The sequence below is a fragment of the Pseudomonas rhizosphaerae genome (genome assembly GCF_000761155.1).
Classification (GTDB): Bacteria; Pseudomonadota; Gammaproteobacteria; order Pseudomonadales; family Pseudomonadaceae; genus Aquipseudomonas; species Aquipseudomonas rhizosphaerae.
Window position 1 is genome coordinate 1,134,631 of record NZ_CP009533.1, and the last position, 23,039, is coordinate 1,157,669.

Annotated in this window: 22 protein-coding genes; 7 read left to right on the top strand and 15 right to left on the bottom strand. The window is 61.6% G+C overall.

Annotation, left to right across the window (positions count from 1 at the left end):
* Positions 1 to 9 precede the first annotated feature (9 nt).
* From LT40_RS05150 to LT40_RS05160, 3 genes are all read right to left on the bottom strand, one after another.
* The gene (locus LT40_RS05150; RefSeq protein ID WP_052393503.1) at positions 10 to 975 is read right to left on the bottom strand and encodes an aliphatic sulfonate ABC transporter substrate-binding protein; all 966 of its coding nucleotides are present in this window, start codon (positions 973 to 975) and stop codon (positions 10 to 12) included.
* Positions 976 to 1,159: 184 nt separating this feature from the next.
* Entirely contained in the window at positions 1,160 to 1,570 is a 411-nt protein-coding gene (locus LT40_RS05155; RefSeq protein ID WP_043187239.1) for a PA2817 family protein, read from the bottom strand.
* A gap of 72 nt (positions 1,571 to 1,642) precedes the next feature.
* On the bottom strand, positions 1,643 to 4,090 hold the full coding sequence (locus LT40_RS05160) for an acyl-CoA dehydrogenase (RefSeq protein WP_043187241.1): 2,448 nt from the start codon (positions 4,088 to 4,090) through the stop codon (positions 1,643 to 1,645).
* Positions 4,091 to 4,474: 384 nt separating this feature from the next.
* Between LT40_RS05160 and LT40_RS05165 the strand changes: the two genes are divergently transcribed.
* The 5 genes from LT40_RS05165 (at position 4,475) to LT40_RS05185 (ending at position 9,321) form a co-directional block, all read left to right on the top strand.
* Positions 4,475 to 5,407, top strand: coding sequence for an ABC transporter ATP-binding protein (locus LT40_RS05165; RefSeq protein ID WP_043187242.1), 933 nt, complete (start codon positions 4,475 to 4,477; stop codon positions 5,405 to 5,407).
* Positions 5,404 to 6,183, top strand: a complete 780-nt coding sequence (locus tag LT40_RS05170; RefSeq protein WP_043187243.1) for an ABC transporter permease — start codon at positions 5,404 to 5,406, stop codon at positions 6,181 to 6,183. The genes LT40_RS05165 and LT40_RS05170 overlap by 4 nt, the downstream gene beginning before the upstream one ends.
* 154 nt (positions 6,184 to 6,337) lie before the next feature.
* On the top strand, positions 6,338 to 7,192 hold the full coding sequence (locus LT40_RS05175; RefSeq protein ID WP_043187244.1) for a glycine betaine ABC transporter substrate-binding protein: 855 nt from the start codon (positions 6,338 to 6,340) through the stop codon (positions 7,190 to 7,192).
* Positions 7,193 to 7,354: 162 nt separating this feature from the next.
* Positions 7,355 to 7,666, top strand: a complete 312-nt coding sequence (locus LT40_RS05180) for a DUF485 domain-containing protein (RefSeq protein WP_043187245.1) — start codon at positions 7,355 to 7,357, stop codon at positions 7,664 to 7,666.
* The gene (locus LT40_RS05185; protein ID WP_043187246.1) at positions 7,663 to 9,321 is read left to right on the top strand and encodes a cation acetate symporter; all 1,659 of its coding nucleotides are present in this window, start codon (positions 7,663 to 7,665) and stop codon (positions 9,319 to 9,321) included. Before LT40_RS05180 ends, LT40_RS05185 begins: the two co-directional genes overlap by 4 nt.
* A gap of 102 nt (positions 9,322 to 9,423) precedes the next feature.
* On the opposite strand, the gene LT40_RS21080 is transcribed toward LT40_RS05185, so the two are convergent.
* Positions 9,424 to 9,582 (bottom strand): DUF3309 family protein, encoded by a 159-nt coding sequence (locus LT40_RS21080; RefSeq protein WP_090356827.1) that lies wholly within the window; start codon positions 9,580 to 9,582, stop codon positions 9,424 to 9,426.
* 169 nt (positions 9,583 to 9,751) lie between these two features.
* On the opposite strand from LT40_RS21080, the gene LT40_RS05195 reads away from it, so the two are divergent.
* Positions 9,752 to 10,084 (top strand): YnfA family protein, encoded by a 333-nt coding sequence (locus LT40_RS05195; RefSeq protein WP_043187249.1) that lies wholly within the window; start codon positions 9,752 to 9,754, stop codon positions 10,082 to 10,084.
* Positions 10,085 to 10,301: 217 nt separating this feature from the next.
* Entirely contained in the window at positions 10,302 to 10,499 is a 198-nt protein-coding gene (gene csrA, locus LT40_RS05200; RefSeq protein ID WP_043187251.1) for a carbon storage regulator CsrA, read from the top strand.
* Between the two features lie 3 nt (positions 10,500 to 10,502).
* On the opposite strand, the gene LT40_RS05205 is transcribed toward csrA, so the two are convergent.
* The 11 genes from LT40_RS05205 to LT40_RS05255 all read right to left on the bottom strand — a co-directional run bounded on the left by LT40_RS05205 (position 10,503) and on the right by LT40_RS05255 (position 23,001).
* On the bottom strand, positions 10,503 to 10,730 hold the full coding sequence (locus LT40_RS05205) for a YheU family protein (protein WP_043187253.1): 228 nt from the start codon (positions 10,728 to 10,730) through the stop codon (positions 10,503 to 10,505).
* A gap of 108 nt (positions 10,731 to 10,838) precedes the next feature.
* Positions 10,839 to 12,029 carry an osmoprotectant NAGGN system M42 family peptidase gene (locus LT40_RS05210; protein WP_043187254.1) on the bottom strand — a complete coding sequence of 397 codons (1,191 nt, stop codon included), beginning with the start codon at positions 12,027 to 12,029 and terminating at the stop codon, positions 10,839 to 10,841.
* Between the two features lie 106 nt (positions 12,030 to 12,135).
* Positions 12,136 to 13,878, bottom strand: coding sequence for an N-acetylglutaminylglutamine synthetase (gene ngg / locus LT40_RS05215; protein WP_043187256.1), 1,743 nt, complete (start codon positions 13,876 to 13,878; stop codon positions 12,136 to 12,138).
* 3 nt (positions 13,879 to 13,881) lie between these two features.
* Positions 13,882 to 15,654 (bottom strand): N-acetylglutaminylglutamine amidotransferase, encoded by a 1,773-nt coding sequence (locus LT40_RS05220; RefSeq protein ID WP_043187259.1) that lies wholly within the window; start codon positions 15,652 to 15,654, stop codon positions 13,882 to 13,884.
* Positions 15,655 to 15,824: 170 nt separating this feature from the next.
* Positions 15,825 to 16,589, bottom strand: a complete 765-nt coding sequence (locus tag LT40_RS05225) for an ABC transporter ATP-binding protein (RefSeq protein WP_043187262.1) — start codon at positions 16,587 to 16,589, stop codon at positions 15,825 to 15,827.
* A gap of 13 nt (positions 16,590 to 16,602) precedes the next feature.
* Positions 16,603 to 17,718 (bottom strand): succinylglutamate desuccinylase/aspartoacylase family protein, encoded by a 1,116-nt coding sequence (locus tag LT40_RS05230; protein WP_043187265.1) that lies wholly within the window; start codon positions 17,716 to 17,718, stop codon positions 16,603 to 16,605.
* A 9-nt stretch (positions 17,719 to 17,727) separates the two neighbouring features.
* Positions 17,728 to 18,438 carry an ABC transporter permease gene (locus tag LT40_RS05235; protein WP_043187267.1) on the bottom strand — a complete coding sequence of 237 codons (711 nt, stop codon included), beginning with the start codon at positions 18,436 to 18,438 and terminating at the stop codon, positions 17,728 to 17,730.
* On the bottom strand, positions 18,435 to 19,163 hold the full coding sequence (locus LT40_RS05240) for an ABC transporter permease (protein ID WP_043187269.1): 729 nt from the start codon (positions 19,161 to 19,163) through the stop codon (positions 18,435 to 18,437). The genes LT40_RS05235 and LT40_RS05240 overlap by 4 nt, the downstream gene beginning before the upstream one ends.
* 68 nt (positions 19,164 to 19,231) lie before the next feature.
* Positions 19,232 to 20,014 (bottom strand): transporter substrate-binding domain-containing protein, encoded by a 783-nt coding sequence (locus tag LT40_RS05245; RefSeq protein ID WP_043187271.1) that lies wholly within the window; start codon positions 20,012 to 20,014, stop codon positions 19,232 to 19,234.
* Positions 20,015 to 20,284: 270 nt separating this feature from the next.
* Positions 20,285 to 21,994 carry an ATP-dependent DNA ligase gene (locus tag LT40_RS05250; RefSeq protein WP_043187273.1) on the bottom strand — a complete coding sequence of 570 codons (1,710 nt, stop codon included), beginning with the start codon at positions 21,992 to 21,994 and terminating at the stop codon, positions 20,285 to 20,287.
* Positions 21,991 to 23,001 (bottom strand): ligase-associated DNA damage response exonuclease, encoded by a 1,011-nt coding sequence (locus LT40_RS05255; RefSeq protein ID WP_043187275.1) that lies wholly within the window; start codon positions 22,999 to 23,001, stop codon positions 21,991 to 21,993. The genes LT40_RS05250 and LT40_RS05255 overlap by 4 nt, the downstream gene beginning before the upstream one ends.
* Positions 23,002 to 23,039: the final 38 nt, after the last annotated feature.

A 23,039-nucleotide genomic window follows, 5' to 3' on the forward strand; every position in this document is an offset into this window, starting at 1 on the left:
GTCCAGATCTCAGTTGCCCGGCGCCCATACCTCCACGTTCACCGCGTCGATCCGCTTAGGAATCAGCTTCTCGTCTTGAAAGGCGTCGGCGATCTTCTGCTGCTCGGCCAGCCCTTCACGGGTGACTGGCTGCACGTCGTAGCTGCGGCGGGCGTTGGCTTGCTGTACCACGGCCGGATCAAGGTTGCCCCACAATGGGCCCAGTATCGCGGCCGCTTCGGCAGGATGCGACTTGACCCATTTGCCGGTTTCGGCCAGATCATCGAATACGGTTTTCAGAATGGCCGGGTTGGCCTGGGCGTAGGGTGTGCCGGCCAGGTAATAACGCTTGTACGCTGCCAGGCCTTCGCTGCCGGCCAGCACGCGTGTGGGTTGGTGCTGCTGCGCGGCGCTGAGGAAGGGTTCCCACGCCACCCAGGCATCTACCTTGCGGTTCTCGAAGGCAGCGCGACCGTCGGCGATGGTCAGGTAGGCCGGCTGAATGTCGGTGAATTTCAGATCGCCTGCGCGCAAGGCGGCCAGTAGCAGGTAATGCGCGCCGGCGGCCTTGGTGACCGCCACCGTGTGGCCCTTCAGATCGGTCAGTGTCTTCAGTGGCGAGTCTTGCCGAACCAGGATCGCCTGAGCCTGCGGCGAGGCCGATTCGGATGCGTAGTAAGTAAGCTTGCCGCCCGCGGCCTGAGCGAACACCGGCACGGTGTCGGCAACATCGGCGGACAGGTCGACATTGCCGACGTTGAGCGCTTCGAGCAGCGGTTGGCCGCTGGCGAACTCGTGCCAGCTGACGCGCACGCCCTGGTCTGCCAGTTGTTTCTCCAGCGTACCTTGCTGCTTGAGCAGCACCATCAGGGTCGATGATTTTTGGTAGCCGATGCGCAGTTGCGTTTCGGCGTGGGCCGCGACGCTGAAGGACAAGCCGAGCGCAATGCTGAGGCTTGCGGCGAGCAGGTGTCGTGGGGTGAAGAGGGTGGACATGATGTAAGTCTCGTCTTCGACGCATCCGCTGGGCGCGGTCGGCTCGAAGAGAACAGGGGAGGGCATGCCCGGTGATCCGGTCAGGCGACTATAGAAGAACGACAAGGGGGAGGGTAATGGCGTTTGGTTATCAGCTTATGCAGAGAGCACTTCGCCGCCATTGCGACGGCGAAGTGAAGCACCGTCAATGGTGGCTTTGCGGGCCCGACATCGCCATCAACTGCTTCTCCTGATTCCAGTCGAACGGCTCGTCGTTTTCTTCGGCTTCGAAGCGGCGTTCTTCCAATGCTTGATACAGCTCGATCTCTTCGTCGGGCATGTAGTGCAGGCAGTCACCGGCGAAGAACCACAGCAGGTCGCGTGGCACCAGATGGGCGATCTGCGGGTAGCGGGTGATGACCTGACAGATGATGTCCTGGCCCAGGTACTGGCTTTCCACCGGGTCGACCGGTAGTTGCGCGCGCAGTTCGTCGAAACGATCGAGAAACAACGCGTGGCTTTCCTCGGGTACCTGCTCCGCCTCGCCCAATGCCACGAGAATGCTGCGCAAGTGGTCCAGCAGGACAAGGTGGTGTTCGAGATGGGCGGTGGCCATGGTGGGGTCCTCTAGAGCGAAACGGGCGCGGGAGTATAAAGCTCCACGCGCCCGCTGTCTTATCGCAGATCCTCAACGAACCTTGCCGGCGGTGGGCAGCAGTTCATCCTTGTTGAAGTCGTCGACGTCGATCACCTTGCGTCGCGCCGCTTCTGCTCGCTGCAGGGTTTGCGCTTCGGCGGGTTGCAACACGCCGGCGTCCAGCGCTGCGTCAATCAACGATTGCCCAGGCGTTGCACTGAACTGCCGGGCCTTGTAGGCCTGCTGCAGCTTCTTGTGCAAAGGATGGCTCTCGCGCAGCAGATCGTAGGCCACCTGCAAGGCACCGACCGGATCGTCTGCACCTTGCGGGCGATAGCAGCCGGCCAGCAGCTCTTCCAGCGCCGGGTCGCCTTTCGGGCGACCGGTGATAGCCGCCACTTCCGCCTCCAGTTTGTCGGACGGGCCGGTGTGGCGGCGACCGAAGGGAAAGACCACGCCGCGCAGCAGGTAACCGAGCACCTTGCTGGGGAAGTTCTTGAGAATCGCGTCCAGGGCGTGTTCGGCTTTGCCCAGGCTTTCTTCCATGGCCCAGCGTAGCAGCGGCTCCAGGTGTTCGGGTGAGTTCTGGTCGTGGTAGCGCTTGAGCGCTGCCGAGCTCAGGTACAGATAGCTGAGCACATCGCCCAGCCGCGCCGAGAGGCGTTCACGACGTTTCAATTCGCCACCGAGCAGCATCATGCTCAAGTCCGCCAGCAAGGCAAAAGCAGCAGCCTGCCGGTTCAACGCCCGGAAATACCCTTGGGCCAGGCGGTCGCCTGGTGCCTGCTCGAAATGCCCGAACCCCAGGTTGAGAATGAAAGTGCTGGCCGCGTTGCTCACCGCAAAGCCGATGTGCTTGAGCAGCAGGGCATCGAATTCCAGCAGCGCTTGGCCCTGGTCTTCGCGTGCGGCCAGGGCCATTTCCTTGAGCACGAACGGATGGCAGCGGATGGCGCCCTGACCGAAGATCATCAGGTTGCGTGAGAGAATGTTCGCGCCTTCTACGGTGATGAAGATCGGTGCGCCTTGCCAATTGCGACCCAGGTAGTTGTTGGGCCCCATGATGATGCCCTTGCCGCCGTGGACGTCCATGGCGTGGGTGATGCAGTCACGTCCACGCTCGGTCAGGTGGTACTTGAGAATGGCCGACAGTACCGAAGGTTTTTCTCCAAGGTCCACGGCGTTGGCGGTCAGCATGCGTGCGCTGTCCATCAGCCAGGCGTTGCCACCGATGCGCGCCAGAGATTCCTGAATGCCTTCGAACGCCGCCAACGGCACGTTGAACTGCTCGCGCACCTGAGCGTACTGCCCGGTCACCAGGCTGGTGTACTTGGCAGCGCCGGTACCGACCGCTGGCAAGGAGATCGAGCGACCCACCGACAGGCAATTCATCAGCATCATCCAGCCCTTGCCCAGCATCGGCTGGCCGCCAATCAGGTAGTCCAGGGGAATGAATACGTCCTTGCCCGAGTTCGGGCCGTTCATGAACGCAGCGCCCAGGGGCAGGTGGCGACGACCGATCTCGACGCCGGGCGTATCGGTCGGAATCAGCGCGAGGCTGATGCCCAGATTTTCTTTGTCACCCAGCAGGTGCTCGGGGTCATGGGCCTTGAAGGCCAGGCCCAGCAAGGTAGCGACTGGGCCAAGGGTGATGTAGCGCTTTTCCCAGGTCAGACGGATGCCGATGACTTCCTCACCTTGCCACTGGCCTTTGCAGATGACACCGACGTCAGGCATCGCCCCTGCATCGGAACCTGCCAACGGGCCGGTCAGGGCAAAGCAGGGAATGTCGTCGCCACGGGCGAGGCGCGGCAGGTAGTGGTTACGCTGCTCGTCGGTGCCGTAGTGCAGCAGCAATTCAGCAGGGCCGAGGGAATTCGGCACCATGACGGTGGAGGCCAAGTCGCCGCTGCGGGTGGCCAGCTTCATCGCTACCTGGGAGTGTGCGTAGGCGGAAAAACCCTTGCCGCCGTATTCCTTGGGGATGATCAGGGCAAAGAAGCCGTGTTCTTTTATATGGGTCCACGCGGCTGGCGGCAGGTCCATGTCCTGGCCGATCTGCCAGTCACTGACCATGGCGCAGAGCTGCTCGGTCGGGCCGTCGATGAACGCCTGTTCTTCTGCGCTCAATTGCACCTTGGGGTAGGCCAGCAACGTGTTCCAGTCAGGCCGGCCGCTGAACAATTCGCCGTCCCACCAGACCGTACCGGCGTCGATGGCATCGCGCTCGGTGTCGGACATCGGCGGCAGGGTCTTTTTGAACCAGCGGAACAGCGGCGCGGTGAACCACTTGCGGCGCGCCTCCGGCAGGAGCAGGGGCAGGGCGCTGGCAATCAGCAGCAGCCAGAACACCGCCAGCAGCCAACCGGGCGCGCGACTGGCGGCGCCCATGACCAGCAGAAAGACGGCGACGATGCCCATGGCAGGCAGCGCGGGAATACGGCGGTGAGCCAGCCAGGCGATGCCGACCACAAGGGCGACGATCCACAACAACAGCATAGCGTTTTCTCCGTGAAAGCCAGGTGGGACGAACCACCTGCGGATGCCGTCGCTACGGGAACGGCAGACGAAAACACGGTGGCCAGGCACGTAAGCTTCGGTGTGGGAAAGATCCAGGGCTTGCCTGGATAGTGACCGTTGCAGGGTAGGGGAGTTCGCAACACGGCGCTGGTGCACAGTTGTCCGGAACGTTCGCAGGCCGCCGTGGCCATAGCTCAATACCGGCGCGTGGCACGCGTGAGACTGATGTCCACTATCGACAGCGGTCACTTTACGGCGACGGGCACGGCGCCCATCATGGCGTTAGCTCGCACACATCTGGTTGCAAATCATCGCAGTCGCCCTCATTTCATCACCACTCTCAACACGGCGTATAGACCCCTTATGAGTTCTGCTCTGTCCATTCGACAGTTGACCAAAACCTACGGCAACGGGTTTCAGGCCCTCAGTGGCATTGATCTCGACGTAGCGGAAGGCGACTTCTTCGCACTGCTGGGCCCCAACGGCGCAGGCAAATCGACCACCATCGGTATCCTGTCCACCCTGGTCAACAAGACCAGCGGCACGGTCAACATCTTCGGCAACGACCTGGACCGCCAGCCGGCCGCGCTCAAGCGCAGCATCGGCGTGGTGCCCCAGGAGTTCAACTTCAACCAGTTCGAGAAAACCTTCGACATCGTCGTGACCCAGGCGGGCTACTACGGCATTCCGGCCAAGGTTGCCAAGGAACGCGCTGAAAAGTACTTGACCCAGTTGGGCTTGTGGGACAAGCGCGATACGCCATCACGATCGTTGTCCGGTGGCATGAAGCGGCGTCTGATGATCGCGCGGGCATTGATCCACGAGCCGCGCCTGCTGATCCTTGACGAGCCCACCGCGGGCGTGGACATCGAGCTGCGCCGCTCGATGTGGGGCTTTCTCACCGAGCTCAACGAGAAAGGCATCACCATCATCCTTACCACCCATTACCTGGAAGAAGCCGAACAGCTGTGCCGCAACATCGGCATCATCGACCACGGCACCATCGTCCAGAACACCAGCATGCGTGATCTGCTCGGCACCCTGCACGTTGAGACCTTCCTGCTCGATCTGGGGCAGCCGCTGGACGCTGCGCCGCAGTTGCAGGGCTACCCCTGCACGCTGGTCAATCCGCAGACCCTGGAAGTGCAGGTCGACAAGGAGATCGGCATCACCTCGCTGTTCGGCCAGTTGGCATTGCTGAACATCCCGGTGTTGAGCCTGCGCAACAAGACCAATCGCCTGGAGGAGCTGTTCGTGTCCCTGGTGGAGAAAAATCTGAGGAAGGTCGCGGTATGAGCTCCGAATTTCAGGCCAACATGGTCGCCCTGCAGACCATCATCTACCGCGAAGTACGCCGCTTCACGCGGATCTGGCCGCAGACCCTGCTGCCGCCGGCCATTACCATGGTCTTGTACTTCGTCATCTTCGGCAATCTGATCGGCAAGCAGATCGGTGGCATGGGTGGCTTCAGCTACATGGAGTACATCGTACCGGGGCTGATCATGATGTCGGTGATCACCAACTCCTACGGCAACGTGGTCTCGAGCTTCTTCGGTGCCAAGTTCCAGCGTTCCATCGAAGAACTGATGGTCTCGCCGCTGTCGCCGCACACCATTCTGGTGGGCTATGTGGCGGGCGGCGTGTTGCGCGGCCTGATGGTTGGGGTGATCGTTACCGTGCTGTCGCTGTTCTTCACCGACCTGCAGGTGCATCACCTGGGCATCACCGTACTGGTGGTGTTCCTGACGGCGACGATCTTCTCGATGCTGGGCTTCGTCAACGCGGTGTTCGCGCGCAACTTCGACGACATCTCCATCGTACCGACCTTCGTGCTCACGCCGTTGACCTACCTGGGCGGCGTGTTCTATTCGATCAGCCTGCTGCCGCCGTTCTGGCAGACGGTGTCGCTGGCCAACCCGGTGCTGCACATGGTCAACGCGTTCCGCTATGGCATCCTCGGCGTCTCCGATATCAGCATCGGTGTGGCGGTGGCATTCATGCTGGTGGCCACGGTAGTGCTGTACTTCGCCTGCGTGACGCTGCTGGTCAGTGGCCGCGGCATGCGCAGCTGAGTTCCCTCGGCCGGACCGCAAGGCCCGGCCATGTCGTTTCTCGACGGTTCAAGGTCGTAGGTGGAGCATGATCATCGGCGCACGAAGTCGATGATCAGTACGCCAACATTTGCCGTGCGGCATTCGTCGCGCGCAGCCTTATCGGGGAAGCAGAATGAACATGAAGAAAGTTCTCGGAGCCAGTGCTGCTCTGGTTCTGGCCATGGGCTGTAACTGGGCCAGTGCTGCCGCCAAGGAAGTCACCATCGGTTATGTCGATGGCTGGTCGGACAGCGTTGCCACCACCCATGTCGCCGCCGAAGTCATCAAGCAGAAGCTGGGTTATGACGTGAAGCTGCAGGCGGTCGCCACCGGCATCATGTGGCAGGGCGTGGCCACCGGCAAACTCGATGCAATGCTGTCCGCCTGGCTCCCCGTAACTCATGGCGAGTACTGGAGCAAGAACCAGGACAAGGTGGTCGACTACGGCCCCAACTTCAAGGACGCCAAGATCGGCCTGATCGTGCCCGAATACGTCAAGGCCAAGAGCATCGAAGACCTCAAGACCGACGACACCTTCAAGAACCGCATCGTGGGCATCGACGCCGGTGCCGGTGTGATGCTCAAGACCGAACAGGCAATCAAGGATTACGGGCTGTCGGCCTACAAGCTGCAGGCCAGCTCCGGTGCGGGCATGATCGCCGAACTGACCCGCGCCGAAAACGCCCAGCAGTCCATTGCCGTGACCGGTTGGGTCCCGCACTGGATGTTCGCCAAGTGGAAACTGCGCTTCCTGGAAGACCCGAAGGGCGTGTATGGCGCTGCGGAAACCGTGAACAGCATCGGCAGCAAGGGGCTGGACAAGAAAGCGCCTGAAGTGGCTGCCTTCCTGAAGAAATTCCAGTGGTCGTCCAAGGATGAAATCGGCGAAGTGATGCTCGCCATCCAGGACGGCGCCAAGCCCGACGCCGCAGCCAAGGATTGGGTCGCCAAGCACCCGGACCGCGTCGCCGAGTGGACAGCCAAGTAACACCTGCACATCAGCTGAATTGCAGAGAACCAAAAAGGTCGCCCCAGGGCGACCTTTTTGCGTCTGCGAGCCCCGATCTACTACTAAGGTCGTCTGGAGTGCGGCCCAGAGCAGCCTAAAGTGGAATACGTTATATCCATCTGTGCTGCGAGGACAAAAACAATGAACGACAGCATTTACCTCTCGATTCAAAACAGCCCACGCTTCAAGGAGCTGGTGAGAAAAAGGGAGAAGTTTGCCTGGATACTTTCGGCGATCATGCTGGGACTGTATTCGGCCTTCATCCTGTTGATCGCCTACGGCCCCCACATTCTGGGCGCCAAACTCAGTCCCGGATCGTCGATCACCTGGGGCATCCCCATCGGTATCGGCCTGATTCTTTCCGCATTCGTCTTGACCGGTATCTACGTCAAACGCGCCAACGGCGAGTTCGATGACCTGAATCGTCTGATCCTGCAGGAGGCCAAGCAATGATGCGGCGTCTATTGGCAACAATGGGCGCATTCGCCCTGGCCCCGAGCGTAATGGCTGCCGATGCGCTGACTGGCGCTGTGCAGAAGCAGCCCCTCAACGTCGCGGCGATCGTCATGTTCGTGCTGTTCGTGGGTGCCACCCTGTGCATCACCTACTGGGCCTCCAAGCGCAACAAGTCGGCGGCGGACTACTACGCCGCAGGTGGCAAGATCACCGGTTTCCAGAACGGTTTGGCGATCGCCGGCGACTACATGTCGGCGGCATCCTTCCTGGGTATTTCCGCGCTGGTGTTCACCTCTGGCTACGACGGCCTGATCTACTCCATCGGCTTCCTGGTGGGCTGGCCGATCATCCTGTTCCTGATCGCCGAGCGCTTGCGCAACCTGGGCAAGTACACCTTCGCCGATGTGGCCTCCTACCGCTTGAAGCAGAAGGAAATCCGCACCCTGTCGGCCTGCGGTTCGCTGGTAGTGGTAGCGTTCTACCTGATCGCGCAGATGGTCGGCGCGGGCAAGCTGATCCAGCTGCTGTTCGGCCTGGACTATGCCGTGGCCGTGGTCCTGGTAGGCATCCTGATGTGCCTGTACGTACTGTTCGGCGGCATGCTGGCGACCACCTGGGTACAGATCATCAAGGCGGTGCTGCTGTTGTCCGGTGCGTCCTTCATGGCCCTGATGGTGATGAAGCACGTCAACTTCGACTTCAACACGCTGTTCTCCGAAGCCATCAAGGTGCATGCCAAGGGTGAAGCCATCATGAGCCCCGGCGGGCTGGTGAAGGATCCGATCTCGGCGTTCTCGCTGGGCTTGGCGTTGATGTTCGGTACCGCTGGCCTGCCGCACATCCTCATGCGCTTCTTCACCGTTTCCGATGCCAAGGAAGCCCGCAAGTCGGTGCTCTACGCAACCGGTTTCATCGGCTACTTCTACATCCTCACCTTCATCATCGGTTTCGGCGCCATTCTGCTGGTCAGCACCAACCCGGCGTTCAAGGACGCGGCCGGTGCCTTGCTGGGCGGTAACAACATGGCCGCCGTGCACCTGGCCGATGCCGTAGGAGGCAGCATCTTCCTGGGCTTCATCTCGGCTGTAGCGTTCGCCACCATCCTGGCGGTGGTAGCAGGCCTGACCCTGGCCGGTGCTTCGGCGGTGTCCCACGACCTGTACGCCAGCGTCATCAAGAAGGGCAAGACCAACGACAAGGACGAGATCCGCGTCTCCAAGATCACTACCGTCTGCCTCGGTGTCCTGGCGATCGGCCTGGGTATCGCGTTCGAAAGCCAGAACATCGCCTTCATGGTGGGCCTGGCGTTCTCGATCGCGGCCAGCTGCAACTTCCCGGTCCTGCTGCTCTCCATGTACTGGAAGAAGCTGACCACTCGCGGCGCCATGATCGGTGGCTGGATGGGTCTGATCAGCGCGGTAACGCTGATGATCCTCGGCCCGACCATCTGGGTGCAGATCCTGCATCATGACAAGCCGATCTACCCGTACGAGTACCCGGCGCTGTTCTCCATGGCCATCGCCTTCATCGGTATCTGGTTCTTCTCGATCACCGACAAGTCGGCTGCAGCCGACGAGGAACGCGCGCTGTTCTACCCGCAGTTCGTGCGTTCGCAAACCGGCCTGGGCTCCAGTGGGGCAGTTTCCCACTGATACCTGCGCCAAACTGAGTGCAAAAAAAATCCGATGCCTGCAAGGGCATCGGATTTTTTCGTTCGTGGCGCGCGGCCCATGGAGGCCTGCGCACCCGCAAGACTATATCTTGCCGAGCAGTACCAGAATCAGCAGGATGATCAGCACCGTGCCGATGATACCCGACGGACCGTAGCCCCAACTTCTGGAGTGCGGGAATACTGGCAATCCGCCAATCAGCAGTAGAATCAGAACGATGATCAGTATGGTGCCCATGGCGATTTCCTTATGTGGACAGTGAGGTAATGGGTCAGTAAAGCCAGGTGGCGCTCGACTGCTTAATAGGTCGGACTGTGTCACGCCTTAAAAAGTCCCAAAGATTAGAAAATGTTTCTGCGGTGGATGGGCGCTGTCGTATTCTGGCGCTCCGATATTTAGCCGGACACCCTCAATGCTCAACTATTGCTGGTTTTTGCTCGCAGCGCTGTTCGAGATAGGCGGTTGCTATGCCTTCTACCTCTGGCTGCGGATGGACAAGAGTGCCGGGTGGGCGCTGGCCGGGGTGTTGAGCCTGACCTGTTTTGCGCTGCTGCTCACCCGTGTCGAAGCAGCCTATGCCGGACGGGCCTATGCGGCCTATGGCGGGATCTACATCGTGGCGTCGTTGGGCTGGTTGGCAGTGGTCGAAAAAGTCCGGCCACACACCTTCGACTGGATTGGCGCAACACTCTGCGTGTTGGGTGCGAGCCTGATCCTGTGGGGTCCAAGGCTGCAACAGGCGTAAGCCCGTTCAGGGTTCAACTGTCAGTAAATATTCATACAAGATGATTGAAAGTGTATGGATTGGTACAACTTGCCCGCACCATCCCAACTATAAGTGCGAAATATCTGACAGGTAATTTACTAACTTTCGTAGGTCAAGACTGTATTGCTCCGCTTGCCTTGTAGTGCTCGAATACAGGGTCCACCCTCAAGAAGCATTCATTTGAGGGAACAAAGCCATGCTGGTATTGACGCGACATGTAGGCGAGCTGATCTCGATCGGCGATGACGTCTGGATCAAGGTATTGGACGTGCGGGGCAACACCGTGCGGTTCGGCATCCAGGCCCCCAAGGACGTGGAAGTGCACCGCGCCGAGGTCTATCGGCGAATTCAGGAGAAACACGGCAAGCATGCCAAGGAGGTGCCGGTGGTGTGACGCTCAGTCGAACAGCTCGGGCGCTATGTCGTGCTTGAGCATCAGGGTGCACTGCTGGCTTTCCGGATCGAATACGATGAACGCCTGTTTCTTGCCCAGCGCATGACGCACGCGCTCGACGCGGGTCTGCAGCGGTGTTTCGTCGCCGTTGTCGGTCCCGTCCCGGGTCACGAAGTCCTCGATCAAGCGGGTCAGGGTATCGGCTTCGAGATGGTCGTAGGGAATCAGCATGTTAGGCTCTCGCAGGGTAGTAGCGCAGTGTAACAGCGCCGCGCGCCCGGTGGCCCCAGGCCTGTGCAAGGCAAGGGGCAGGGCGGCGGCGCGGGCGTGTCAGGCAGCTCAACTGCTGGATTTTTGCCCTAGCACGTCTTCTACCGCCGGCACTCGGGTGTCCGACTCCATCTGCGCGTCGTGTTCCAACTGATGGCTAAAGCGCTCGAGCGAGCTGTTATTAGGCTTGGCATCGCTGGCGAACACCGGCGGGCTGAGCATGTAGGCCGTGAGAATTCGGCTGAGGGCGCTCAAGCTGTCGATATGGGTACGTTCGTAGCCATGGGTGGCGTCGCAGCCGAACGCCAACAGGGCCGTACGAATATCGTGGCCAGCCGTGACGGCGGAATGGGCGTCGCTGAAGTAGTAGCGAAACAGGTCGCGGCGTACCGGCAGTTCGTTTTCGTCGGCCAGGCGCAACAGGTGTCGCGACAGGTGATAGTCGTAGGGACCACCGGAGTCCATCATCGCCACGCTCACGGCGTGCTCGCTCGAGTGCTGGCCGGGAGCGACCGGCGCGATGTCGATGCCGACGAACTCGCTGACGTCCCAAGGCAGTGCCGCCGCCGCGCCGGAGCCGGTCTCCTCGGTGATGGTGAACAGCGGGTGGCAGTCGATCAGGGGCTCGTAGTCGCTTTCGACGATGGCCTTGAGCGACGCAAGCAGCGCGGCCACACCCGCCTTGTCATCCAGGTGGCGGGCGCTGATGTGGCCACTGTCGGTGAACTCGGGCAGCGGATCGAACGCCACGTAGTCACCGATGTTCACGCCCAGCGACTCACAATCGGCGCGTGTCGCGCAGTAGGCATCCAGGCGCAATTCGACGTGATCCCAGCTCACCGGCATCTGGTCGATGGCGGTATTGAAAGCGTGTCCGGAGGCCATCAATGGCAGCACGCTGCCGCGAATCACGCCGTTGTCGGTGAAAACGCTGACCCGGCTGCCTTCGGCGAAGCGGCTTGACCAGCAGCCCACCGGCGCCAGCGACAGGCGACCGTTGTCCTGCACGGCGCGCACGCTGGCGCCAATGGTGTCCAGGTGCGCGGACACGGCGCGGTCCGGCGAATTCTGCTTGCCCTTGAGCGTGGCGCGAATGGTGCCGCGACGGGTCATTTCGAACGGAATACCCAACTCTTCGAGACGCTCGGCCACATAGCGCACGATGGTGTCGGTGAACCCGGTGGGGCTGGGAATGGCGAGCATTTCCAGCAGCACTTTCTGCAGGTACTGAATATCCGGTTCGGGAATTTTGGCAGTCATGGAAACTCCTGAGGTGGATAGGGATGACAGCGACGGTGTCATAAGCCCAGTGAAACACGAGGCGCAGGGCCTGCGCGGTCGACCCGGCAGGCACTGCGCATGGCCGCTACATCGGGCGGCTGTGGGGAAACAGCAGGTCGACGAAACGCTCTGCCGTGGGTTGCGGTTCATGGTTGGCCAGGCCGACCCGCTCGTTGGCCTCGATAAACACGTACTCGGGCTGGTCGGCGGCCGGCACCAATAGGTCCAGGCCCACCACCGGTATGTCCAGCGCACGGGCAGCGCGTACCGCTGCGTCGACCAGCACTGGATGAAGGATCTGCGTTACGTCTTCCAGATGCCCGCCGGTGTGCAGGTTGGCCGCCTTGCGCACGGTCAATTCCTCGCCTCGCGGCAAAACGCTATCCATCTCGAACCCCGCCGCCTGTACGGTACGCAGGGTTTCCTGGTCCATCGGGATGCGGCTTTCACCTCCCGTGGCCGCCTGGCGACGGCGGCTCTGCACTTCGATCAATGTGCCGATGTCGGTGTGCCCGTCACCGATGATCTGCGCAGGCCGGCGAATGGCTGCCGCGACTACTTCGTAGCCGATGACCACGATGCGCAGGTCGACGCCCTCATGGAAGCTTTCCAGCAACACGCGACTGTCGAACTGGCGAGCATGCTCGATGGCGTGTTGCACTTCCTCGAGGGTGCTCAGGTCCACGGCCACGCCGTTACCTTGTTCACCGTCCAGCGGCTTGACCACCACGCGGCCATGTTCGTCGAGAAAATCCTGATTGTCGTCGGCGCTGCCGGCCAATTGCTGCGCTGGCAGGCTCAGCCCAGCGGCCCGCAATACCTTGTGGGTCAGGCTCTTGTCCTGACACAGGGTCATGCTTACCGAGCTGGTCAGGTCGCACAACGACTCACGGCAGCGAATCCGCCGGCCACCATGGACCAGGGTGAACAGGCCCGCCTCGGCGTCGTCCACTTGCACGTCGATACCACGACGGAATGCTTCGTCGACGATGATCCGCGCATAGGGATTCAAATCGGCCTGCGGGCCAGGCCCCAGGAACAGCTTCTGGTTGATGCCGTTCTTGCGCTTGATGGCGAAGGTGGGCAGGTTGCGGAAACCCAACTTGGCGTAGAGGTTCTTGGCCAAACGGTTGTCGTGCATCACCGAAAGGTCCAGGTAGGCCAGGCCACGGCTCATGAAATGCTCGACCAGATGCCGTACCAGCACCTCGCCCACGCCTGGGCGTGTGCAACGTGGATCGACGGCCAGGCACCACAGGCTGCTGCCCTTTTCCGGGTCGCGAAATGCTTTGGCATGGTTAAGGCCCATGACGCTGCCAATCACATGGCCGGTGTCCTCGTCTTCAGCCAGCCAGTACACCGGTCCCCCCTGGTGACGTGGGGTCAACAGGCCTTGATCGATGGGCAGCATCTTGCGCTTGAGATAAAGCTGGTTGATCGCGCTCCAGTCGCCATCACTCTGTGCCCGACGAATACGAAACCCGCGGAACACACGCTGCGCCGGCCGATAATCGCTGAACCACAGGCGCAGCGTGTCGGAAGGATCGAGGAACAGTTGTTGCGGCGCCTGTGCCAGCACCTGCTGCGGTGCGGCAACGTACAGAGCAATGTCGCGCTCGCCTTGCTGTTCATTGAGCAGTTCGGCGGCCAGCGCTTCGGGGTCAGGGTAGGTATGGCCGACAAGCAACCGTCCCCAGCCACAGTGCAGCGGGCGCTGTTGCAGTTCATCGCTGTTGCCATCTTCGGCGAAGCGCGCCTGCAACCGTTCGTACGACGGCGACTGGCCGCGCAGCAGGCGCTGATTGAGGGCCGTGGCATTAGCTTTCATCGATCAGAGTCCTTGTTCGCTGAGCCACAGATTCAACGCAGCCAATTGCCACAGCTTGGAGCCGCGCAGCGGCGTGAGCTGGCCTTGCGGATCGGTCAGCAGGCGGTCGAGCATGTTGGGGTTGAACAAGCCACGGTCCTGGCTCGGGTCCAGCAGCAGGTCCCTGACCCAGTTCAGCGTGTCGCCTTCCAGGTGCTTGAGGCCAGGCACCGGGAAATAACCTTTCTTGCGGTCGATGACTTCACTAGGGATCACCAGACGTGCGGCTTCCTTGAGCACCTGCTTGCCGCCATCGGGCAGCTTGAACTTGCCGGGAATGCGCGCCGACAGTTCGACCAGGCGGTAGTCCAGGAACGGCGTACGCGCTTCCAGGCCCCAGGCCATGGTCATGTTGTCGACACGTTTGACCGGGTCGTCGACCAGCATCACCGTGCTGTCCAGACGCAACGCCTTGTCCACCGCGGCATCGGCACCGGGCATGGCAAAATGTTCGCGCACGAAATCGCCGGCCGCATCGTTGGCGGTCAGCCACTTGGGCGCGACGGTGGCAGCGTAGTCATCGTAGCTGCGGTCGAAGAACGCGTCGCGGTAGGCCTGGAAGGGATCGCTGGCGCCGTCCACTTGCGGGTACCAGTGGTAGCCTGCGAACAGTTCGTCAGCGCCTTGGCCGCTCTGTACTACTTTGCAATGCTTGGACACTTCTCGCGACAGCAGGTAGAAGGCAATGCAGTCGTGGCTGACCATCGGTTCGCTCATCGCGCGGAAGGCGGCCGGCAGTTGCTCGATGATTTCCCGCTCTTGGATGCGCAGCTGGTGGTGCTGCGTGCCGTAATGCTTGGCGATCAGGTCGGAATACTGGAACTCGTCGCCACGTTCGCCACCGGCGTCCTGGAAACCAATCGAGAAGGTCGACAGATCCTTCACGCCCACTTCGCGCAACAGGCCCACCAGCATGCTCGAGTCGACGCCGCCCGAGAGCAGCACGCCAACATCGACAGCGGCACGCTGGCGAATGGCGACCGCTTCACGGGTGCTTTCCAGCACGCGGTCGCGCCAGTCTTCAAGGGTCAGGTTGGCTTCGTCGGCATGGGGCCCGAAGGGCAGGGTCCACCAAGTCTGCTGTTCGGTCTTGCCATTGGCGTCGACGCGCATCCAGGTCGCTGGCGGTAGCTTTTCGATGCCCGCGATCAACGTACGCGGTGCAGGCACCACGGCGTGGAAGTTCAGGTAGTGGTTCAGCGCCACCGGGTCGAGGATCGGGCTGATGTCGCCACCCTTGAGCAACGCCGGCAGGGCCGAGGCAAAACGCAGGCGCTTGTCGGTACGCGACAGGTACAACGGCTTCACGCCCAGGCGGTCGCGGGCGATGAACAGGCGCTGCGTATCACGCTCCCAGATGGCGAAGGCGAACATGCCATTGAGCTTGGGCAGCAGCTTTTCGCCCCAGGCGTGGTAGCCCTTGAGCAGCACTTCGGTGTCGCCACCGGAGTGGAAGCCGTAGCCCAGCGCCTCGAGCTCGGCGCGCAGTTCGGGAAAGTTGTAGATCGCCCCGTTGAAGGCCAGGCTCAAGCCCAGGTGGGCATCGGTCATCGGCTGGGCGGAGCCATCCGACAAATCCATGATCTTCAGGCGGCGATGGCCCAGGGCAATCGGCCCTTGGGCTTGAAAGCCCCAGGCGTCCGGCCCGCGCGGGGCCAGGTCATGGGTGATGCGTTCCACGGCCGCAAGGTCCGCAGGTTGAAAGTCGAAGCGCAACTCACCAGCTAATCCGCACATAAGTCCTTACCGGTTTTTCCGTTGGGGAACGGCCGATGGAAGTTCGGCCAGGTATGAAACTGACCGAGGCAGGTAGCGAGAGTTTTAGATCGATCGGTTATAAGGAAGCCGTTCGCTGGGGAGCCATTCGCGGGTAGAACCCGCTCCCACAGGGGTGTGGTGCCCGAGGGTTATTTGAGATTGCCGCTGAGAAACTGCCGCAAGCGTTCGCTTTTCGGGCTGCCCAATACTTGTGCCGGTGGGCCTTCTTCCTCGACCAGGCCTTGATGCAGGAACAGCACCTGGCTGGAGACTTCACGGGCGAAGCTCATTTCGTGGGTGACCATGATCATGGTGCGGCCTTCCTCCGCGAGGCCTTTGATCACTCTCAGCACTTCACCCACCAGCTCCGGGTCCAGTGCCGAAGTCGGCTCGTCGAACAGCATGACTTCCGGCTCCATGGCCAATGCACGGGCAATCGCGACGCGCTGTTGCTGGCCACCGGACAGGAAGGCCGGATACTGGCTGGCCACGCGCTCCGGCAGGCCGACCTTGTCCAGGTAGCGCAACGCGCGGGCGCGGGCTTCGTCCTTGTCGACGCCCAGCACCCGGCGCGGGGCCATGGTGATGTTGTCGAGCACGGTCATGTGGCTCCACAGGTTGAAGTGCTGGAACACCATGGCCAGACGCGTGCGCAAGCGCTGCAGTTCCTCGGCATCGGCGACGCGCATGCCGCCGCTGTCGGTGGTCATGCGAATGGCCTTGCCATCCAGGCTCATGGCACCGTCGTCAGGCTGTTCGAGGAAGTTGATGCAGCGCAGAAAGGTGCTCTTGCCCGAGCCACTGGCGCCGATCAGGCTGATCACGTCACCCGTGCTGGCCTTGAGCGAAACACCCTTGAGCACCTTGTTGTCGCCATAGCTTTTGTGCAGGCCATCGATGGTCAGTTTGTACATGCGCAACAGGTCCTCAAGGTTGAAGTAGATAGCCGCTGCGGCAGGCCTGGGTGCCGGCGACATGGGCGACCAGCATGCCCGCGGTGGCCATGCGACGCAGCGAGCGGGCATACATCAGCCCCGGCTGGCGGTTGCGCACAGGGGTGACCGTATTGCTCAGCGGATCGATGATTTCGGCGATCAACTGCCCGGCTTCCAGGTACTGGCCGGGCACCGCAGTGAACACCAACAGTCCACCCACCGGCGCGGTCACCGGTTCCACGCCGGCCAGCGGCGTGGCGGCGGCGAGCAGGGCAGGCAACGGTGCCGGCGTGCGGTCGATGGCCCCGGTGCTGGCCAGGTAGTCGAGAATGGCCTGACAGTCGCCGCTGGCCATGGGGTGGTTGACGTCACCCTGGCCGCGCAACTCGATGGTCACCGAAAAGCTGCCCATGGCGATCGGGAAACGCTCGGCAAAGCGCTGCTGAAGTTGCCACCAGAACAGACTGAAGCACTCGTCGAACGATTGCCCGCCCGAGTCGGTGGCCAGCAGGCTGGCCTGAGTGCCCAGGTAGCGTGCCAGTGGTTCTACCAGAGGCCAGGCTTCGGGTGTGGTGTACAAATGCTGCACGGCCTCGAAATCGCAGTGCAGGTCCAGCACCATGTCGGCATCGCATGCCAGGCGCTGCAGAGTCAGGCGCTGTGATTGCAGGGCTGTGGTCGGCTGCAACTGGTTCAGCGCCTGGCTCAGGTGCGTGCGGATCAACGCCGTATTGTGTGCCTCATCATCACCCAGCAGCGGCTCGACGGCGCAGCCGACCTGATCGGCCAGGTCGACGAAACGGCGATTGAAATTCTCGCCGGTTTCCAGCTCGTAGCGGCCCAGTGGCGTGTCCATGACGATCTGATCGAGCCCGGCGGGGTTGGCGATCGGTACGATGACCACCTGCTGGCGCAGCAGTCCTGCGTCCTCCAGTTCGGCCAGACGCTGGCGCAGGTGCCAGGCGACCAGCATCCCCGGCAACTCGTCGGCGTGTAGCGAGGCCTGGATATAGACTTTTCCGGCACCCGTCGGGCCGTAGCTGAAGCTGTGGATCTGGCGCGCGGTGCCGGGCAGGCGAGCCAGCAATTCATGAATGTCGTGTTGCATGTTCAGGTCCTAGTGCGTCGGGCCGAGAAAGGCCAGCCAGCGGCGTTCGGCCAGGCGAAACAGTCCGACGAGGGCAAAGGTGATGGTCAGGTAGATCAGCGCGGCGATGCCGAAGGATTGGAAGGTCAGGAAGGTCGCCGAGTTGGCATCCCGTGCGACCTTGAGGATGTCCGGGATGGTGGCAGTGAACGCCACCGTGGTCGAGTGCAGCATGAGGATCACTTCGTTGCTGTAGTAGGGCAGCGAACGGCGCAGGGCCGACGGCATGATCACGTAGGCATACAGCTTCCAGCCGCTCAGGCCATAGGCCTTGGCCGCCTCGACCTCGCCGTGGTTCATGCTGCGGATCGCCCCGGCGAAGATCTCGGTGGTGTAGGCGCAGGTGTTCAGGGCGAACGCCAGGATGGTGCAGTTCATCGCATCGCGGAAGAAGTCGTTGAGCAGGGGCTGCCCACGCACGGCCTCCAGGCTGTAGATGCCGGTGTAGCAGATCAGCAGCTGGATATAGAGCGGTGTTCCGCGAAACAGGTAGGTATAGAACTGCACTGGCCAGCGCACCCAGCGCCGGCGCGAAACCCTGGCGATCGACAGTGGCACCGAAACCGCGAAGCCGATCACCAGCGCCGCACTGAGCAGCCACAGGGTCATGGCCAGGCCGGTGATGTTCTGCCCATCGGAATAGAGGAAAGGCCGCCAGTATTCCTGGAGAAGTTCGATCATCGCAGCGCCTCCCGGGTACCCGCGCTGTAGCGTCGCTCAAGCCAGCGCAGGGCGATGTTGGACGCACTGGTAATCAGCAGATAGATGAGCGCGGCCAGCACCAGAAAATAGAACAGTTGGTAGGTGCTCTTGCCGGCGTCCTGGGCGGCCTTGACCAGATCGGCCAAACCAATGATCGACACCAGCGCCGTGGCCTTGAGCATGACCATCCAGTTGTTGCCGATGCCGGGCAGGGCGTAACGCATCATTTGCGGGAAGACTACATAGCGGAAACGCTGCGAGCGCTTGAGGCCATAGGCCGTGGCCGCCTCGAGCTGACCGCGTGGTACCGCCAGCATGGCGCCGCGAAAGGTCTCGGTGAAATACGCGCCATAGATGAAACCCAGGGTGATCACCCCGGCGGCGAAAGGATCGATCTCGATGTAATCCCATTCCAGCGCTTCGGTGAGGCCGGTCAGCCAGGTCTGCAGGCTGTAGAAAATCAGCAGCATCAGCACCAGGTCAGGCACGCCGCGAATCAGGGTGGTGTAGAGCTGCGCAGGCACGCGCAGTGCGGCCGAACCGGACAGCTTGGCGCTGGCGCCAATCAAGCCCAGCATCACGCTCACCAGCAGGGACAACAGGGACAGCTTGATGGTCATCCAGGTGCCTTCGAGCAGCAGTGGGCCAAAGCCCTTCAAGCTGAACGCAGACAACCCGAGGTGCTGCAAAAGGTCGTCGAACATGAATCTGGCCTGTGCCGGTCAAAAAAACGCCCATCCCCGCATGGGAATGGGCGCTGTCAACGCAAGATTTACTTGCCGCTGTACAGGTTCAGCTCACCGAAGTGTTTCTTCTGGATTTCGGTGTAGGTGCCATCATCGTGTAACGCTTTGATACCTTTATCGATCAACGCCTTGAGTTCCTTGTTACCTTTGGCGATACCCACAGCCGTCTTGGACGGCAGCAATTCGCTGTCGATCGGCTCGCTGACTTCATAGCCTGCACCTTGCGGCGATTTCAGGAAGCCCAGCTCGGCCTGCAGCATGTCCTGGATGGAAGCATCGAGACGACCCGAAACCAGGTCGGCATAGACCTGATCCTGATTCTGATAGGCCTGGGTCTTCACACCGGCCTTGTCCAGCACGGCCTTGGCATAGGCTTCCTGGATGGTGCCTTGTTCGTAGCCCACGGTCTTGCCTTTCAGCGATGCCAGGTCGGTGCTCAGGCTTGCACCTTTCTTGAACACCAGCGAAGTCGGACCGGAGAACAGTTCGTTGGAGAAGTCGATGACCTTCTCGCGGGCCGGGGTCACGGTCATCGAGGAAATCACGCCATCGAACTTCTTCGCCTTGAGGCCAGGAATCATGCCGTCAAAATCGCTTTCGACCCACTTGCAGGTGACCTTGAGTTCCTTGCAGATGGCATTGCCCAGATCGATGTCGAAGCCCACCAGGCTACCGTCGGCGGCCTTGGATTCGAACGGTGCATAGGAAGGATCGACCCCGAAGCGCAACTCCTTGTATTCCTTGGCCATCGCGCCGCCAGCCGAGAACGCCAGGGCCAGAGCAGAAAGGGTCAGCAATGCTTTTTTCATCGTGCAGTCCTTAAAACCAGTTGAATGCGTGGGGGGTGAGGGCGATGTACGTTACCGGCGAGGGCCAGATATCATTTTGACAGCAATTTCCGCACCATAGTCCCAGTGCCGACCGACCTGAGCAAGGTTGTGTCGCCTGGTTGCAACTTTGCCAAAGCCCACCGGCAAGCTTATGCGCAGCAGCCGACTCAGAGCGCTTGCCATTGGTACAGCAATGCCCTGAAATAATCCATGGCAAAAAAATGCACCTGAGCGGTGCATTCGAATGCGTCAGGCCAGCAGGTCCTGCAAGGTCGCCAGGCTGTCGGCTTCGGCCACTGGTTTGTCGTGCCGCCAGCGCAGCATGCGCGGAAAGCGCACGGCAATGCCGCTCTTGTGGCGCTTGGACAGCGCAATGCCTTCGAACCCGAGTTCGAAGACCAGCGTGGGCGTCACGCTGCGCACCGGGCCGAATTTCTCCACAGTGGTCTTGCGCACGATGGCATCGACCTTGCGCATCTCTTCGTCGGTCAACCCCGAATAGGCCTTGGCGAAGGGCACCAGGGTCCGCTCCGATGCTCCGGGTGGCCCGTCCCACACGGCAAACGTGTAGTCGCTGTACAGACTGGCCCGGCGCCCATGGCCGGCCTGGGCATAGATCAAAACCGCGTCGACGCTGAAGGGGTCCACCTTCCACTTCCACCAGGTGCCCATGTCCTTGGTCCGGCCCACGCCATACAGTGAATCGCGCGCCTTGAGCATCATGCCTTCCACACCCAGCGCCCGTGATGCCTCACGCTGTCGGCTCAGATCCAGCCAGTCTTCGCCGGTCAATACCGGCGATGGACGCAGTACCGGATCGGCCGCTTGCGCGATGACCTGTTCCATCTGTGTGCGACGTTCGTGTTGCGGACGACTGCGCCAGTCTTCACCCTGCCATTCGAGCAGGTCATAGGCGAGTACCACCACGGGAATCTCTTCGAGGATCTTCTTGCTCAAAGTCTTGCGGCCGATTCGCTGTTGCAGCAGGGCAAACGGTTGAACGGCCGGTGCATCCTCCGAGGGGCTCGATGCGTCGTCCAAGCTGAAATCCTCGGGCGCCACATCCGTCGGTGGCGGTGTCTTCCAGACCACGATCTCGCCATCGATGACCGTGCCGTCGGGCAGGCTTGCCGTCAAAGCGTGCAGTTCCGGAAACCGGTCCGACACCAGCTCCTCGCCTCGCGACCAGATCCACAGGCGTCCGTCACGCTTCACCAATTGGGCGCGGATGCCATCCCATTTCCATTCCACCTGCCAGTCACTGCTGGGGCCCAGCAACGTGTCGAACTGATCGACCGGCTGTTGCAGCGAGTGGGCGAGGAAGAACGGGTAGGGCTGGCCACCACGCTGCGCGTGCTCGTCCGTGGATTCCTCAGCGATCAGCTTGAGGTAGCTGTCCGCGACAGGGCGGTGCGACAGGTCGGTATAGCCCACCAGGCGCTGCGCTACACGCTTGCTGTCCAGACCGGCCATCTGCGCCAGCGCTCGGGTCACCAGCAGTTTCGAAACGCCAACGCGGAAGCTGCCTGTAATCAATTTCAGACAAAGCATCAGGCTGGCCCGATCCAACTGGGCCCACAACGGTGGCAGGCGCTCGTGCAGCTCTTCGGGTGGCAGGCCGCGCAAGGGCAACAGGGCGTTTTCCAGCCACCAGGCCAGGCCTTCGTCGCTGGTCTGTTCGGCTTCGGGCAGCAACAGCGAGAACGTCTCCGCCAGATCGCCCACGGCCTGATAGCTTTCTTCGAACAACCATTCGGGCACGTTCGCCAGCTTCACCGCCAGCTCGCGCAACACCTTGGTCGGCACCAGTTGGCGCGGGCGGCCACCGGACAGGAAGTACACCGCCCAGGCCGCGTCGGCTGGCTGTGCCTGACGGAAGTAGTCTTCCAGAAACTGACGCTTGGCATTGGTCGAAGTGGTTTCGTCCAGATTGGCATACAACTGCGCAAACGCTTTCAAGACGCGGCCTCCTGAGGTTCCTCTTCGTCACCGTATTCGGTGGTGAACCCCTGCGCATCCAGACCGATGTCGCGCAGGTAGCGCACCAGCACTTCCACCGAACCGTGGGTGACCATGACCCGCTCGGCCTCGGTCTGCTCGATGGCCCACAACAGGCCCGGCCAGTCGGCATGGTCGGATAGCACGAAGCCACGGTCCACGCCGCGGCGCCGACGGGTGCCGCGCAGGCGCATCCAGCCACTGGCGAATGCATCGCTGTATTCGCCGAAGCGGCGCATCCAGGTACTGCCACCGGCTGATGGCGGAGCGATGATCAACGCATTGCGCAACGCCGGGTCGGTTTTCTTGAAGTCGCCGGCGTACTGGGTTTCCGGAATGTAGACGCCGGCATCGCGGTAGACCCTATTGAGCGGCTCCACCGAACCATGGGCCAGGATCGGGCCGATGCTGGCATCGATGCCGTGCAGCAACCGCTGGGCCTTGCCAAAGGCATAGGCGAACAGCACGCTGGCTTTGCCTTGCTCGGCATTGGCACGCCACCACTGATTCACTTCTTCGAAGATCTCGGCCTGTGGCTGCCAGCGATAGATCGGCAGACCGAAGGTCGATTCGGTGATGAAGGTATGGCAGCGCACCGGCTCGAAGGGCGCGCAGGTACCGTCTGGTTCGACCTTGTAGTCACCCGAAGCCACCCAGACTTCACCCTTGTATTCCAGGCGGACCTGAGCAGAGCCCAGCACGTGTCCGGCCGGATGAAAACTCAGCGTCACGCCGTTGTGCTGCAGGACCTCCCCGTACTCGAGCAGTTGCAGATTGATGTCCTGGCCCAGGCGAGTACGCAATATGCCTTCGCCGGGCGCGGCGGCCAGATAATGTTCATTGCCAGTACGCGCGTGGTCGCCGTGGCCGTGAGTGATCACCGAACGCTCGACGGGCCGCCACGGGTCGATATAGAAATCTCCGGCGGTGCAATACAGGCCTTCGGGACGCGCGACGACTAGGTCCATGGCAGGTGGCCAGGTAATGGGTGTGTTGTTATGATCGG

Bases quoted from the DNA above. Each gene is read 5' to 3' on its own strand.
- LT40_RS05230 (WP_043187265.1), bottom strand. From the start codon at position 17,718: ATGCAACACGACATTCATGAATTGCTGGCTCGCCTGCCCGGCACCGCG.
- LT40_RS05160 (WP_043187241.1), bottom strand. From the start codon at position 4,090: ATGCTGTTGTTGTGGATCGTCGCCCTTGTGGTCGGCATCGCCTGGCTG.
- LT40_RS05165 (WP_043187242.1), top strand. From the start codon at position 4,475: ATGAGTTCTGCTCTGTCCATTCGACAGTTGACCAAAACCTACGGCAAC.
- LT40_RS05150 (WP_052393503.1), bottom strand. From the start codon at position 975: ATGTCCACCCTCTTCACCCCACGACACCTGCTCGCCGCAAGCCTCAGC.
- LT40_RS05235 (WP_043187267.1), bottom strand. From the start codon at position 18,438: ATGATCGAACTTCTCCAGGAATACTGGCGGCCTTTCCTCTATTCCGAT.
- LT40_RS05220 (WP_043187259.1), bottom strand. From the start codon at position 15,654: ATGTGCGGATTAGCTGGTGAGTTGCGCTTCGACTTTCAACCTGCGGAC.
- LT40_RS05175 (WP_043187244.1), top strand. From the start codon at position 6,338: ATGAACATGAAGAAAGTTCTCGGAGCCAGTGCTGCTCTGGTTCTGGCC.
- csrA (WP_043187251.1), top strand. From the start codon at position 10,302: ATGCTGGTATTGACGCGACATGTAGGCGAGCTGATCTCGATCGGCGAT.
- LT40_RS05225 (WP_043187262.1), bottom strand. From the start codon at position 16,589: ATGTACAAACTGACCATCGATGGCCTGCACAAAAGCTATGGCGACAAC.
- LT40_RS05240 (WP_043187269.1), bottom strand. From the start codon at position 19,163: ATGTTCGACGACCTTTTGCAGCACCTCGGGTTGTCTGCGTTCAGCTTG.
- LT40_RS05170 (WP_043187243.1), top strand. From the start codon at position 5,404: ATGAGCTCCGAATTTCAGGCCAACATGGTCGCCCTGCAGACCATCATC.
- ngg (WP_043187256.1), bottom strand. From the start codon at position 13,878: ATGAAAGCTAATGCCACGGCCCTCAATCAGCGCCTGCTGCGCGGCCAG.
- LT40_RS05210 (WP_043187254.1), bottom strand. From the start codon at position 12,029: ATGACTGCCAAAATTCCCGAACCGGATATTCAGTACCTGCAGAAAGTG.
- LT40_RS05180 (WP_043187245.1), top strand. From the start codon at position 7,355: ATGAACGACAGCATTTACCTCTCGATTCAAAACAGCCCACGCTTCAAG.
- LT40_RS05205 (WP_043187253.1), bottom strand. From the start codon at position 10,730: ATGCTGATTCCCTACGACCATCTCGAAGCCGATACCCTGACCCGCTTG.
- LT40_RS05255 (WP_043187275.1), bottom strand. From the start codon at position 23,001: ATGGACCTAGTCGTCGCGCGTCCCGAAGGCCTGTATTGCACCGCCGGA.
- LT40_RS05155 (WP_043187239.1), bottom strand. From the start codon at position 1,570: ATGGCCACCGCCCATCTCGAACACCACCTTGTCCTGCTGGACCACTTG.
- LT40_RS05245 (WP_043187271.1), bottom strand. From the start codon at position 20,014: ATGAAAAAAGCATTGCTGACCCTTTCTGCTCTGGCCCTGGCGTTCTCG.
- LT40_RS05195 (WP_043187249.1), top strand. From the start codon at position 9,752: ATGCTCAACTATTGCTGGTTTTTGCTCGCAGCGCTGTTCGAGATAGGC.
- LT40_RS05185 (WP_043187246.1), top strand. From the start codon at position 7,663: ATGATGCGGCGTCTATTGGCAACAATGGGCGCATTCGCCCTGGCCCCG.